General features: G+C 45.4%; 12 protein-coding genes. 7 read left to right on the top strand and 5 right to left on the bottom strand.

The features are described 5' to 3' along the window. Window positions 1–15 precede the first annotated feature (15 nt). Window positions 16–483, bottom strand: a complete 468-nt coding sequence (locus tag FCL45_RS08370; protein ID WP_228721496.1) for a hydrogenase maturation protease — start codon at window positions 481–483, stop codon at window positions 16–18. A gap of 819 nt (window positions 484–1302) precedes the next feature. Then, window positions 1303–2316 (bottom strand): UDP-glucose 4-epimerase GalE, encoded by a 1014-nt coding sequence (galE, locus tag FCL45_RS08365; protein WP_136799900.1) that lies wholly within the window; start codon window positions 2314–2316, stop codon window positions 1303–1305. A 291-nt stretch (window positions 2317–2607) separates the two neighbouring features. Between galE and FCL45_RS08360 the strand changes: the two genes are divergently transcribed. From FCL45_RS08360 to FCL45_RS08340, 5 genes are all read left to right on the top strand, one after another. Continuing rightward, window positions 2608–2796 carry a tautomerase family protein gene (locus tag FCL45_RS08360; protein WP_136799901.1) on the top strand — a complete coding sequence of 63 codons (189 nt, stop codon included), beginning with the start codon at window positions 2608–2610 and terminating at the stop codon, window positions 2794–2796. Between the two features lie 5 nt (window positions 2797–2801). Next, on the top strand, window positions 2802–4811 hold the full coding sequence (ligA, locus tag FCL45_RS08355; protein WP_136799902.1) for an NAD-dependent DNA ligase LigA: 2010 nt from the start codon (window positions 2802–2804) through the stop codon (window positions 4809–4811). A 77-nt stretch (window positions 4812–4888) separates the two neighbouring features. Continuing rightward, entirely contained in the window at window positions 4889–5266 is a 378-nt protein-coding gene (locus tag FCL45_RS08350; protein WP_136799908.1) for an MGMT family protein, read from the top strand. A gap of 468 nt (window positions 5267–5734) precedes the next feature. Beyond that, entirely contained in the window at window positions 5735–6736 is a 1002-nt protein-coding gene (locus FCL45_RS08345) for a glycosyltransferase family 2 protein (RefSeq protein WP_167495927.1), read from the top strand. 54 nt (window positions 6737–6790) lie between these two features. Next, on the top strand, window positions 6791–7606 hold the full coding sequence (locus FCL45_RS08340; RefSeq protein WP_136799904.1) for a glycosyltransferase family 32 protein: 816 nt from the start codon (window positions 6791–6793) through the stop codon (window positions 7604–7606). Window positions 7607–7722: 116 nt separating this feature from the next. Here the strand turns inward: FCL45_RS08340 and FCL45_RS08335 are convergent, their stop codons facing one another. Then, window positions 7723–8739: a glycosyltransferase gene (locus FCL45_RS08335; protein ID WP_167495928.1), complete on the bottom strand. Its 1017-nt coding sequence runs from the start codon at window positions 8737–8739 to the stop codon at window positions 7723–7725. A gap of 617 nt (window positions 8740–9356) precedes the next feature. Next, window positions 9357–10493 carry an IS4 family transposase gene (locus FCL45_RS08330; protein WP_176359988.1) on the bottom strand — a complete coding sequence of 379 codons (1137 nt, stop codon included), beginning with the start codon at window positions 10491–10493 and terminating at the stop codon, window positions 9357–9359. Between the two features lie 391 nt (window positions 10494–10884). Between FCL45_RS08330 and FCL45_RS08325 the strand changes: the two genes are divergently transcribed. Beyond that, on the top strand, window positions 10885–11562 hold the full coding sequence (locus FCL45_RS08325; RefSeq protein WP_167495909.1) for a glycosyltransferase family 2 protein: 678 nt from the start codon (window positions 10885–10887) through the stop codon (window positions 11560–11562). Between the two features lie 386 nt (window positions 11563–11948). Continuing rightward, entirely contained in the window at window positions 11949–12401 is a 453-nt protein-coding gene (locus FCL45_RS08320; RefSeq protein WP_136799653.1) for a hypothetical protein, read from the top strand. Between the two features lie 295 nt (window positions 12402–12696). Here the strand turns inward: FCL45_RS08320 and FCL45_RS08315 are convergent, their stop codons facing one another. After that, on the bottom strand, window positions 12697–13605 hold the full coding sequence (locus FCL45_RS08315; protein WP_228721458.1) for a DMT family transporter: 909 nt from the start codon (window positions 13603–13605) through the stop codon (window positions 12697–12699). Between the last annotated feature and the right edge of the window lie 329 nt (window positions 13606–13934).

Genomic DNA, 13934 nt, shown 5'->3' with positions numbered 1-13934 from the left:
AAACGGTCACCTCAATTACTTTTGTTCAGAAAGAATGTGAATTATATGTTCACATGCCACAGGAACGGCAGCAGACATCGCTGGGGTCAAACCCGGAGCAATTTCCTCCGGTATATATTGAACCTGGCCCGCTATGATGACTACGCGGATACCAGTGTGCTGTTCGAGTTCGTGCAGAAGATTTACTGTGGGAAATTGGTGAAGTGAAAAATCGTGGATTTTTTTGGGAGGAATATCGATGGGGTGGATACGAAAAACATCACCGGGAGTTTTTCCTTCGAAATCAACCGCATCTATGATTATAATTGATTCCGGTCGCTCTTCTTCACTTAAAACATAATCGAAGAGATACTCTCTGACCTGCGTACCAGCATCAACGGCTTGTACTCCATCAGGCAGGGTGTGTTTGTTATGCAGTTCTGCAATGACAGCCGGACCAAATCCGTCATCACCCATAATTTCATTTCCACATCCAAAAATCATTGTTGAGCGCATTATTGTTCCCATTGTGCAAAATGTGCCTGGTTGACTAAATTCAGGGCAAACTACCACTCGCTTAACGCACTTTCAAGCTGTTATTTTGAACACTTACACAAGAAACATTCTAAGTGACTGTATTTACGTCTTATTTGCTTTTCTTTTTTTAGAAACCTCGTTTCTCATTGTGTCACAGCGTGGCAGATACCGCCCGAGGAGTAACTTTCCCCTTAACCCACAGACTCTTTTGAAGCTCTACAATCCATTGATAGTCTTGCTCAAATAGCATTACTGTCATTTTCACCTATTAGTGTCATAGACGTTTCCAATCCACTCATCTCAGCCAAACACGATGAAACATCAGAAATCCCAGCCCACAACAGCCTAAAGACAATATCTGTATACAATTTTAAACTCGTCCGGTTTCCTGAAACCCGCACCACTACGGAGATAATTGCACAAGGTGCAATTTATGAAACCAAGGTTTCTAATTTCCATCAAGCAGCGAGCTATTGAATGAAATAGCAAAAGTGCACCCTTTTCCACCACGAATCGTTGCGACGTTACAATTTGCACAAAAACCATCAACCGACATTTATGTCTGGATACAGGTAAATAAAGTTACAATGACTCAATTGGAACAGCCTGCTCATCGTTCTCTTTTAAATGAGCTCTCTCCAATTATTACGGGAGGCAGGAAACAGGTCATTTCCGACAACAGGTACACCAAAAGAAAAGAGGCTGCCCGATCAAGTCGGGCAACCTCTTTTCTTTTAGTGAGTTACGGCTGAGCGCAATTCGCTATAACCTGCAAGTACTACATAATCAGTAACCGTTCGGGTTTGCTGTCTGCCAGCGCCAGGTGTCCTCACACATCTCTTTGACTCCCCTCTCCGCCACCCAGTTCAACTCCCTTTTTGCCTTAGCTGGATTTGCATAACATGCTGCAATATCGCCCGCCCTCCTGCCGGAGATAACATAGGGCACCTCACGGCCACTGGCCTCGCTGAAGGCCTTGATCATATCGAGAACGCTATACCCCTGACCGGTTCCGAGGTTGTATATGACGACACCCGGCTTCTCCATCAGTTTTTCGATTGCACGTACATGACCCAAAGCCAGGTCAACCACATGGATATAGTCCCGTACCCCGGTTCCATCGTGAGTCGGGTAATCATCACCGAATACAGTCACCCGCGCCAGCTTGCCAACCGCCACCTGGGACACATACGGCATCAGATTATTGGGGATGCCATTCGGGTCTTCGCCTATCCTGCCGCTCTTGTGCGCTCCCACCGGATTGAAATACCTGAGCAATGCCACATTCCATTCATCATCGCTCACGTTGAGATCCTGCAGAATCTCTTCAATCATTAATTTAGTACGGCCGTAGGGATTGGTACACGACAGCGGAAAACCTTCTAAGATCGGCACAGATGCAGGGTCACCATAAACCGTTGCCGAAGAACTGAAGACTATACTCTTCACCCCGTATTCAGCCATAACCTCACAGAGTACGAGGGTACCTGTGAGATTATTATGATAATACCAGAGTGGCTTCTCCACCGACTCGCCGACAGCTTTCAGGCCGGCAAAATGAATTACCGTATCAAATGGAGTCTCGCTGCCTGCAAACACCCGCTGCAAAGCAGCTTTATCCAGGAGATCAACGTGTTGGAACGTCACACTTTTCCCGGTCAGTTCGGCTACCCGCTTAAGCGACTCTTCCTTGGAATTTGAGAGATTATCAACCACTGTAACGGTATGCCCTGCCTCCAGCAACTCCAGGCAGGTATGACTCCCTATATATCCGGCTCCGCCGGTGACAAGAACATGCATAGCTGTGACCTTTTCTTTAATTTTTTTATCCCTTCATTGAATCATCTTTAAGACATCAGTTACCAGTAACATCTCTATTATAGTCAGCAATATAGTACCTTAATAGCCCTTTAGAACAAGGCAAATTCATCACCTCAGCCAATCTTAACACATCGGATACAGTTGCATACCGGGTGAGAAATATACACTTTGAGAATACACTTTGTCCGCCTGCTGAAAAAGAGTATATTAGCCAGGCATCCCCGGCCTATTCAGGCCTTCCCCTATTCCCTTAATTTAAAAGGATACAACATGCCATACGTAAACATCAGAGTTGCCGGCACTCTTACTAAAGAGCAGAAAGCCGAGATCGCCGAAGGCGTGACCAGTGTTATCTCCAAAGCCGCCAACAAGCCACCTGAGGCAATCCTGATCATGATTGATGAGTTGGAACCCCAAAACATTGCCAAAAAAGGCATCCTGCTTGACCCACCCGAGTAAGATTTATGCAGCCACAAAAACGTATTGAGGAGTTGCACCGGTTGTTGCAAGAGCACGCGCACAAATATTACGTGCTCGATGCACCAACCATCTCCGACAGCGAGTATGACGCGCTTTTTCAGGAGTTACTTGCTCTTGAAAAAGCGCACCCGGAGCTGATTACCCCCGACTCTCCAAGCCAACGGGTTGGCGGTGTAGCCCTCGACAAATTTTCCCAGGTCGAACATCGCTATCCGATGCTGAGCCTGGAAAACGCTTTCAACGATGACGACCTGCGGGAGTTTGAGGCACGACTGCGCCGCTTTCTAAGTCAGGGACTCACTCTTTCCTATGTTGCAGAACCTAAACTTGATGGCCTGGCAGTTGAACTGGTCTATGAAAACGGCCTGCTTGTTCAAGGCTCCACCCGTGGAGACGGCAAGGTCGGTGAAGATATAACAGCCCAACTGAAAACAGTACGATCCATCCCGCTGAGACTCCTGGGTAGCCCGCCGCCCCTTCTTGAGGTGCGGGGCGAGGTGTTTATGGCCCTGGCCGGTCTTGAGAGACTGAATAGCAGCCAGATACGAATGGGCAGGGAACCATTTGCGAATCCGAGAAACGCTGCTGCCGGCTCACTCAGGCAGCTTAATCCGAAAATCACAGCCTCACGGCCACTGGATTTCTATGCCTACGGTGTTTCCCTGCCCGCCGATACCGGCCGGAATGGCCAGTATGATATGCTGCAGTCATTGAAGACTTACGGGTTGCCTGTCAATGAGCATGTCCGAAAGTGCGAAACAATAGAAGCAGTCATTGAAGCCTATCACCAGATGCTTGAGATCCGCCATCAACTACCGTATGAGATTGATGGCATGGTGGTCAAGGTAGATGATTTTGGCCTGCAGGAACGGCTGGGCAATAAAGCCCGGGCACCGCGCTGGGCAACTGCCTGCAAGTTTCCGGCAATTCAGGCTACAACTCTCCTGAGAAGCGTCGAGTTTCAGGTTGGCCGAACCGGTGCCGTGACTCCAGTGGCAATTCTTGAGCCGGTGGTCGTAGGCGGCGTTACTGTAAGTCGGGCCACCTTGCACAATCAGGACGAGATGGAGCGCAAGGACCTGCATATTGGCGACAAGGTCTTTGTCCAGCGTGCGGGTGATGTAATCCCCGAGATCGTCAAGGCGGTGGTCGAGGAACGTGCCGAAGATGCCCAGCCGATTCGGATGCCCGAAAACTGCCCCGTATGCCAGCACCCGCTGGAAAAACCTGCAGGCGAAGCTGTCACCCGCTGCCACAATCCGCACTGTGACGCCCAGCGACTGCGCAGCCTGATCCATTTCACCTCCAAGGCCGGGCTGGACATAGAAGGTCTTGGAAAAAAATATGTGGAACAACTGTTCGAGTTGAAGATCATTGAAGATGTTCCTGATATTTTCGGCCTGCATTCCAGACGCCATAAACTTGCCAGCCTCGATGGCTGGGGCCTGAAATCGGCAGATAAGGTCATCGCGGCAATTAACAGCCGCCGCAACCCGCCGCTCAGCAAATTTCTGGCCGCGCTCGGTATCCGTTTCATCGGCGAGGTGAGCGCCACCAGCCTGGAAAACCATTTTCAGGAGCTGGATAAACTTGCTGCCGCCAGCCATGACGAGTTGCTGGAAGTTGATGGAATCGGCGAACAGGCTGCCTCATCCATCGTAGAATATTTCAGCGATGAAAAGGTCCAGGCCATGCTGGTACGCCTGAAGGATGCCGGGGTCAGCCCTGTTGCTATTCAGCCGGTTGCAGGTGAAGGCGGCACAGCACCACTGGCTGACATGGTGATTCTTTTCACCGGCAGCCTGCAGACTATCTCCAGAAGTGAGGCGAAGAAACTGGTCAAAGACAACGGCGGCACCATCGCCACCGGCGTCACCAAGAAAACCACCCATGTGGTGGTGGGTGAAAAGGCTGGCTCCAAGCTGAAGAAAGCTCAAGAGATGAATAAGACTATTCTTACTGAGGAAGAGTTTCTGCAGATGATCCGTCAGTAGTTTCACAAACCGGATACGGCATGGCGACAATCGTGCCGTATCACCTTCCTCCCTCCCAGGTTCCGCACACCTCACTTATGGCCAATCTCTTCACCCAGCGCGTTATCGAACTCATCAGCAGGATTCCGGAAGGAAAAGTTGCCACATACGGGAGTATCGCCAGCTATGCAGGTAACCGCAGCGGCGCCAGGCAGGTGGCACGCATTCTCCATTCAAGCTCAGAAAAACACGACCTCCCATGGCATCGGGTAATCAACAGGGTAGGTAAAATCGCCCTGCCAGAAGGGCAAGGCAAGCTGCAAAGGCTATTGCTGGAAGAAGAGGGAGTCATCTTCAAAAATGGCCGTGTCGATCTTGAAAAATACCTCTGGCAGCCAGAGAATCCCCCCGACACTACCCCGGAAGCTGATTCAATTGCACATTCCATCCTCTGGCCGAAGGAAGAGGATTTCTAATCCCTATCAGCTCCAAAAACCGAGGCCGCCCAAGTGAACCTTGCCAATGAGCCTTACTTCAGTCCAATACCTAAAAGGTTCCTGACTCACAATAATAATAGGGCAGATTCGGCCCCATTGACTTCAAAAACCGCTCACAGGAGTAGTTAGCCCCTCTTTTTGGACAGGCCCAGTCCGCAATAACCATACACAGAGCGTGAACTACGTGCACATTAAGTCAACCACCCTCTACCCTACAATATGTGGCTTTGTATCACGGTAAACGAAAAGGAGGAAGACCGCAAATGGTGCCCCCCTTTCTGCAAGAAAATCTGATACATAAAACATTGGCTATTTAACTGATTGTTGATTACATAAACAATTGGAATAGTTGTTAAAAAATAATTTGAGTGTTGGATGCAACAGGTTGCTCATACTGCTCTAAATCTGCATTTGGTACTACTTTACAGTCAGTCTGAGAGAAAATATATGGAGAAAGGACTTATCTCAGTAATTGTTCCAGTATATGGGGTTGAGCAATATCTGCGATGTTGCCTGGAGTCCATTGCCAACCAATCATACACGAATTTTGAGTGTATCTGTGTGGATGATGGCTCACCGGACAACAGCTATAAGATTTTGCAAGAATATTGCACTAAAGATCCACGCTTTAGTACAGTCCGGACCCAGAACAGAGGAGTAAGTGCTGCGAGGAATGAAGGTATCGACAGAGCAAGAGGGGAGTATATCGCGTTTATTGACGGTGATGATTTCATATACTTCAGATTTCTTGAACAACTCCAAAATGACATTACGCTTCATCATACGGATATAGCTTGTTGTGGTTTTCAACCGGTTACTGAAGGTGCAAAGTATTTTTCCACCTCTTTTCAAGCCCCCCCACATCACAATTCCTTTTCGAGTTCGTCACCATTGTTATCGTTTTTTCGACAGAGAGAACTCGTCAATGTTGTCGTGTGGAATAAGCTTTACCTGGCTGATTTAGTTAAAAAACATCGTTTTTCCGAAGAATTGCCCTGTGCCGAGGATGATATGTTTACTTACCAGGTGCTTTGCTCTGCAAAGAAAATAGCCTGCAACCCTGCCAAACTTGTTTCTTATAGGAATAGAAAATCATCCCTTTCGAAAAATTATAACAGTGATGCCAAATTTAAGTTCGCTTGTGCATTTGCTGATTTTGCTCAGCATGCAGAAGGATTGACAGCGGAAGAACACCGTTCTTTAAAAAAGAAAGCGGTTAATGTTCTTTACCGTGAGACCATCAAAACACCATTCAGGGCACAACCGCTAGTTTCCCAAGAGACAATAGCCTCTGCCCGAGAAAGACTCCTTTCAGTAACGAATAAGGGACAAATCGACTACAAGTCTCTTTGTCCCCAATATCGAATGGTATGTTGGCTTGTCAAGATCGGACAAGGCCGTCTTGCAGTGATCCTTGTTTGTGGAAGACTTTTTAATTGGAAACTCTGAATACTCAATGAAGCATTCACTACAGCAGATAAATAGCCTGCTTTTTCAAATGACATGAAACTCGTGCCTCGCCCGATTAGCTCATTTATTCCAAGAATTATCCACCAAGTATACAGCAATGACAACTTACCTATTAAAATTTCCGACAACATAGGACATCTTCGTGAGTTGAATCCTCAATGGGAATACCGTTTCTATAATGACCTCAAGATGGGGAGTTATATAAAAAGCCATTTCCCTGGATTGATAACATATTATAATCGAATTGCTCCCGCTTACGGTGCTGCGCGCGCTGATTTTTTTCGATATCTCGTTATGTATCGTGAAGGGGGCGTTTACCTGGATATAAAGAGTTCCGGAAGCAAACCATTCAGTGATGTGCTGAGAGATGATGACATTTTTTATCTCTCTCATTGGCCAAACGGGTTAGGCCAAACATATGAAGGATGGGGAATACATAATGAACTATCCAGTGCAAAGGGGGAGTTTCAGCAATGGTTTATTGCAGGAGTTTCGGGGCACCCGTTTTTACACTGTGTGATAACAGCGATCTGCAACAACATTGATTCCTATGATAAGTATAGAGATCAGGTGGGGAGGGCTGCTGTTCTTAACGTAACAGGGCCCATAGCGTATACCAAAGCTATACTCCCTGTGATAAACCAGTACCCGTATCGACTGGTGGATTCCTCGGATGATCTTGGATTGATATATTCAATTTTTGAAAATGGTTCTGGAGTTGGACATCACCATATATATCGCCGACACTACTCGAAGCTGAGAAGTGGCCTCGTTCTGAATGGTGACCGGAAAAAAATACTGCCATACATAGGCCTCAAACTAAGGATATTCCTCCAATCAATTAGATAGATTTCATCCTAAAATACCCTTCCGTCAAATCTCAGGGTTGCGGCTCAGATTTTTACCCTCGGAATATCATTCATATGCCTGTGGTAAAAATCTAATCATCCATTGGAATAATAATTTTAGTACGAGGCCCAGTGGTAGCTTTCAAGGTTTCTATTATACAATGCATCAATAAAATAATCGGTCACCCGAGTTGATGAATAATCATTGTGGGCCCTCTGCCAACCAGCCATTGCTACGTTCTTCCTTCTATCTGGATTGTTTTTGTAAAACCAGAGTTTTTCAAAAAGGTCGTCAAGACTTTCATAATAAACAAGTTCATTCTCCGAATACAGATTCTGAAATTTAGGCACAAGTGGGCTGAATGTGCACAAACCATGGCCAGTCAGATGCGCTATTCTGTCTGAGGAATAGTATTCAATGTCAAATCTATCGCTTAAATTCAGAGCCATGGCTGAATTCCGAAGATTCATCATGTAATCTTTACCTGTTATTACCGGATGACCGAGTGCTCCATGGATTGAAAAACATAGCCTCCTCTGATTCATCCTTATCATTCTTTCGAGATAGCGCCTTCTGTCGATCCTTTTTTTGTCACGACCACAGAATATCACATCGAATTCAAAATTATCGAAGTTAAAGTGTTTGAGTGTTTCTACAGAGGTATCTATCGGGTTTGGAAAGAAAAAAATTTTATCCTTGTGTTGCTCACGAAGCCGCGCAAGGTCAACACCGCCAGTCGTAAAAAAAGCAGCATGAATATGATAAAGTTGTTGAGCAATATAGTTAATTTCCTGTTCATTATAAATTGCATCGAAATGCCAAAGTGCGATTTTGGTCTCAGGATATCTTTGGCGTATTTTTTTTAGTGTCTCCGGTGGGATAAGTTCGGATTTTCCCAGAAGAATGATATCTGGTTCCAGGTTGTCACAAAGTTGAAGAAGGCATCTATTCATTTTGGCGGAGCCAAGCATTTGACTTCTTAGCGTACTTTCATATCGTGCAACATCACGATATGAAAAATCATATACAAAGTGCCCATTTCTAATCAGTCCGTTAGATATCTTCCTATCTGTACAGTAGAAGTGACTACCATATTTACTCAAATGCAAGTTAGCGACATGCAGAATTTTCATGATCAACGCTCTCAACAAATGTACTAAATTCCAGTCACGGGATATACCTGCCAACTCGAGAACCATTTCTCACTAAATACATTCTTTAACAGGCTATCACCTACAATCGAACATGTATGTAATTGATATACAACAAATTAATCTACATATGTGTTCTGTATGACAATATAGTTTCTTATATTTGAGCATGAAACTCTTCGAGGAAATGAGTGGAATTGAGTAGTGACCGTTTTAAAACTTCGAACTGGGACCGCTACAAACACTAACACAATCTTTATGCCAAGAATTGGGTTGCAAGCACCTTGACGCTCAGTAAATCAACACCTCAACTTCGACACAATTCCACACGAGCGTCACCTTGAGATGACCGCTTATCTTGGATAAGTTTGTCCCATTCCCTGACTTTCAGCAAATATCTTCAATTCGTAATTTCACCCCTAAAGAATGAAGTCATTCCATTTTTCTTTTAACACCACCCTTGCTCACGGCCAGTGCTCCAAGGGAAATAACCACAATGCGCAGTTCGTTTGGTCAAAGACTCTTTGTTCAAAGCTTCAAAATTTGTTATCTTTGCAGATTAAGGTAACTGCCTAGTATCAGTCACTGCTGTCTCATAGTTAATTCCACAATGCAAGTTGTGGCGAAAATTGTGTTTTTCCTGGTTTGTCAGGCGGCTTTAACAAGTCAGCCAACGGTCTTCTTTCAAAAATGTTCAATTGCAATAGCCTGAGCAGTTGCGTGAGCGATCCTTTGAATTTGGCCATGAATTTAAAATACGACAGCATTAGATAGACACAGAGGGCAATCCATAGCTGTGTAAGTACTGCGTTTTCAGATGTTCCAAGAAACGTCTTCACTTTTAGTTGTTGCTTGATCCACTTAAAGAACAGTTCGATTTGCCAGCGTTCTTTATAAATTGCAGCAACCTCTGATGCTTTGAGTTTCCTCGAATTTGTCACAAACTGATACTCAATGCCCGTTTCTGGATCAACATAGATAATCCGTCGAAAAGTGAACTGATATCCTGGAATTTTTATCTTTTGGTCTTCAAGAACATCAGGAGAATCGGGTTTACGTCGGTTGCCGTAGCGATAGACTTTTGCATTACTTTTAAGCCGTGTTACGAACGTTATTTTGCGTTTGTCGAGGGTCTCGTACCAAGTGTAATCGGTGAACCCTCGGTCAAAAACTACACAAGAACCGGCAGGCAGGTTAAGAGATCGTGCCCATTCGATTTCATGTTTTTTGCCCTCCGTCATATCCATGAAGACTGGAAGATAGCCACTTGCATCAAGGCCAAAATGCAATTTCATGGCACCCTTGGTTTTGCGGTAGTTAGCCCACGGAAACACTGAGAGACAGAGATTGACCATCGTTGCATCGAGTAAATAAATTTTACCCTTGAACTTGAACCTATGCTTCGGAGCATTCGCCTGGCACTTATGCAAAAGCTGAAAGAACATGGCTTTGAAAGTCTCATAAGGCTGTTGCTCATTGACACGAGCCAAGGTGGCCCGACTAGTTGGCCTCATACCCAAATGATACAAACGAGACTTTTGAACGGCCAGGTTGCTGACTAAGTCACGAAGGCTCTTTCTGGAAGTGAGTTGGGCTATAGTCATGGCGAGAAACTGGCTCCATCTGTTGAAGGAGCGAAACTTTTGTCCATGATGATGCTTTCTTGCCAGTTTCTCAAAATCATGTCTTGGGAAAAATGAAGCAATCTGATTTAGGATTGTGCTAGAATGAGCCATGGCTCGGATCTCCTTGTTATTATATTGTTTTTCGCAAATTCACTATAACACAAGAAGCTCTCCGAGCCTTTATTTATCCGTAATCACGTTATTATTTGTGAGACAGCAGTGAGTATCAGTACAGATGAACAGGTTAACCATTTTCTTCAAAGCAAAAGTGAGATAGGGCCCGCATGACAATTTCTGCTTTTTTCAACAAATATTATCTATGCTTTCATTTACAGCCGATGGAAGCCGCAAGGCATATGTAGCTTAAAGCGATATGTATAAGCAATTACTAAAAATGATTGGTTTCAACTCTTTTGGAACCAGGGGGGACGACAAACCCTGTAACTGGCTCATCTGTATGACAACCACTCCGGAACGACTCACATCGAACTTTCTGTTCCGAGTGCTTGATGCCCTGTTAGCGCAAAAAAATAGTTGTCCTTTTAAAATCATCTTGTTTTTACCTTACCGCAGCATCCGGACAGGGGAACTGTATCCAGACCCCGGCTTTTTACAGGAAAAGTACGGTGAAGAGACTCTGGATATTCATCGATGTGAAGATATGGGGCCGGCAACAAAGTTCACCGGCCTGCTTAGCTATATGCCTTTGATAAAAGATGATGTCACCCATGTTTATATCACTGATGACGACATCATCCTGCATCCCAATGTTTTCCAAAGAGTACTTAAAAAGATTACTAAGCAGCCCTCCAGACCTACCCTCGATCGAACAGTATTGGCTAATGATACAGGGATGCTGAATGACCTCCCAACTGTAGCCGGATATGCAGGTATTCTTTTTCCGTTTACATTTTTCCTGGAGATGGCATCCGATACGAACTTAACACCCGTATGGACTGCGTTGGCAGAAGGAGAACATCCCTGTTTTGATGTCGATGATATCCTATTATCGATGTTGATTCGACGGTTTGGATACGGGGTTGAAACAACGGGACTGGATCCTTTCAAGGAAGTAATGAACAGGTCGCTCACTGATCAGCACCCTGAATGGTTCGAACTCTGTAAACACACCACTCGGCCACAAAAGACAGCCCAGTGCAAGGATGTGATTCTGCCATAGCCATATGTGCAGCAGTCAGCAGTACCAAGGACTAATTTTGCTCTAAGCCATCCGTCTAAAAATTGAAATAAAATAATAATGTTTGCCCTCATTCTGTCAGCAAACAGCCATGCCTGACAACTTCACTGGTTTTCAATGTGATTTATTTGCCAAGATAACCTTTTGAAAAATCTCTTCATTATGGCCTCTCCTACAGACACGTCATACATCCCGTACCGCCGCCAGATGGAAAGCGTGCCTTCATATCATAACAGGCTATTCCGCCAAAACTCTTCCATTGCCTGACCATCAAAGCTGTTGTAACTATCAGCGACTATCCTTATCAACAAAGGTAATGGCAAATATGCTTATCCATCTATTTATGAAGTTGCAGAAGTACTACTGAAGTGGAGCATTTCAAACACAGAAGAAAAGAGTTCAAATTCTGGAAACATACAGGCGCCGTCCTTGGAGACCAGAAAAAATATTCTAAAACCTACGTTTCTTCATCTGGCGGCGAAGGCTACGTTGGCCCCAATGGCGGGGTTGTGGAGGCCGCTCAGGTTTCTTCGAGTGTAAGCACCAAGCACGAGTTCTGGATCCGCAAGGAAGATGGCACGGAAAAAAGTATCCAACTTTCCGATTGTGACATTCCTTTGCGCGAGGGACATAAAATCACAGTAGTCGCGATGGGACCGATCAATGATAAAAGCGGGTATTTTACGCTTCTGATCAACCACAGTGCCAATACCCATCACACTATTAACAGTGCAGATAACCTGAACGGGCTGTTCAAGATTGACCAACTCACCGGCAAATCTCTCCTGATATCCATCGCCCTGTTTTTTGCTATCAGCTAGACTGGTCACTCCCGTTTTATGATCGATTTTTTTCGGTTCATACTATACAAACGATAACCCTTTAGTGCATGATGCTATCTGGCATTTATACAACAGCTATTTCTCTATATGTGCCGGTATGGCCCTGACCATTTTCTGCTATAGAGCCATCACCAAGATTATCCGAGTAAAAAGCCTGAACAGGAGATTGACGAACCATCTCAAGAATATTTTGCCCACCCTCTCTATTGACGGCCTGCAAACACGCAACAACGCCATTCAGCCTCCCCAAAACAACAATAAACCGGGAGGCTGATCAGCCCCTGTTTGATTTCACTGGCTGCTTACGCAGGGCGACCAAACTGTTGGAACCAAAAATGAGCAGAGCTCCCAACCAACCTGCACCGGTAAGAGACGGGTCCCCCACAAGCAGAGGCCCCATAACGGCAGCGATGAGCACTCGGCTGGAAGAGACTATCGAACCCTCAACGGCTGTGACAAAAAGAAAACCATAGGTCAGGAGATATTGCCCCAATACACCTGCGAGTGAGCAGAGAAACAGGTAATACAACGCCTCCCTATCCGGCCAGAAGATTGCATCCCTGAAAAGGATGAAGATGAATAATGACCCTAGACCGAACATGAAAAACAGTATGGTTTGTGAATCATGATGCCTGCGACTCACATTCAGGTAAATCATCGCCGCAGCAGCGGTAATCCCCGAGCACATCCCCCACCAGCTCCCTACCCTGCCATCCGCAGTTCCCGGTGAAAGCACAAGATAAATACCTATAAAGGCGATCACGACCACGATCATTGCGACATAATCACGCTGTTTCTTGAGCACGAACCAGGAAAAGAGCGCCACAAAAAGCGGGTAGGTCATATTCAGAATATTCGCCTCGGCGACTGTGCCCACCTCGACCGCTTTATAAAAGCAGAACACGGCAACACTGTTAGCGACTGTCCTCCCTACAAGATAATGATAGTTCCTGGGCTTAACACGCTCTCTTCTGATCAGCAGAAACACGCAAACAACTATAAAACCAAGAAGAAATCGGGCAAAAACGAAGTAGGAAGTTTCAATATCCGTGTGCGGTTCCGCCCAACGGATGATCACTGTCGCCAGATAAAAGAAAAATGCAGAACAGAAAACTGCAAGCCAACCGAAGACAACCGTAAGGGATGAATTGCCTCGATCTAAATCTTTTGTAATATAGTTCAAAAAACACCTGCTTGTTGTAAATTCATCTTTATTGAAAGCAGCTTGCCGCTTCTTTTAAAGCTACCCCACTCACACAAGTGAGGGTTTTGTAACAGACTGATCTTTCGTATTCCAGCACCAAAGGTTTTCTCCAGTTAAACGAACTCCCCCAAACCAACAATCGATATCATACAGATTCAGCCGGTTTTTATCTGCCGCCAGGACCTCCCTTCCGGTCGCTGTTATCCTCCACCTCCGCGAAGAATTTGCTTCTGGCGTGGTCATTGTCCCACTATCACATTCAACCAAAGCACAAATGGGAGAAGACAACTCCTCAAGGATCTTCAGAA

The sequence above is a fragment of the Desulfosediminicola ganghwensis genome (assembly GCF_005116675.2).
GTDB lineage: Bacteria > Desulfobacterota > Desulfobulbia > Desulfobulbales > Desulfocapsaceae > Desulfopila > Desulfopila ganghwensis.
Note: the sequence above shows the minus strand (reverse complement) of the source record. Positions and strands in the feature narration are given on the sequence as shown.

What these genes read in the sequence shown, in the direction of transcription:
- FCL45_RS08330 (WP_176359988.1), bottom strand. Translation starts at nt 10,493, where the DNA reads ATGGCTCATTCTAGCACAATCCTAAATCAGATTGCTTCATTTTTCCCA.
- FCL45_RS08370 (WP_228721496.1), bottom strand. Translation starts at nt 483, where the DNA reads ATGATTTTTGGATGTGGAAATGAAATTATGGGTGATGACGGATTTGGT.
- FCL45_RS08345 (WP_167495927.1), top strand. Translation starts at nt 5,735, where the DNA reads ATGGAGAAAGGACTTATCTCAGTAATTGTTCCAGTATATGGGGTTGAG.
- FCL45_RS08335 (WP_167495928.1), bottom strand. Translation starts at nt 8,739, where the DNA reads ATGAAAATTCTGCATGTCGCTAACTTGCATTTGAGTAAATATGGTAGT.
- FCL45_RS08350 (WP_136799908.1), top strand. Translation starts at nt 4,889, where the DNA reads ATGGCCAATCTCTTCACCCAGCGCGTTATCGAACTCATCAGCAGGATT.
- ligA (WP_136799902.1), top strand. Translation starts at nt 2,802, where the DNA reads ATGCAGCCACAAAAACGTATTGAGGAGTTGCACCGGTTGTTGCAAGAG.
- FCL45_RS08360 (WP_136799901.1), top strand. Translation starts at nt 2,608, where the DNA reads ATGCCATACGTAAACATCAGAGTTGCCGGCACTCTTACTAAAGAGCAG.
- galE (WP_136799900.1), bottom strand. Translation starts at nt 2,316, where the DNA reads ATGCATGTTCTTGTCACCGGCGGAGCCGGATATATAGGGAGTCATACC.
- FCL45_RS08340 (WP_136799904.1), top strand. Translation starts at nt 6,791, where the DNA reads ATGAAACTCGTGCCTCGCCCGATTAGCTCATTTATTCCAAGAATTATC.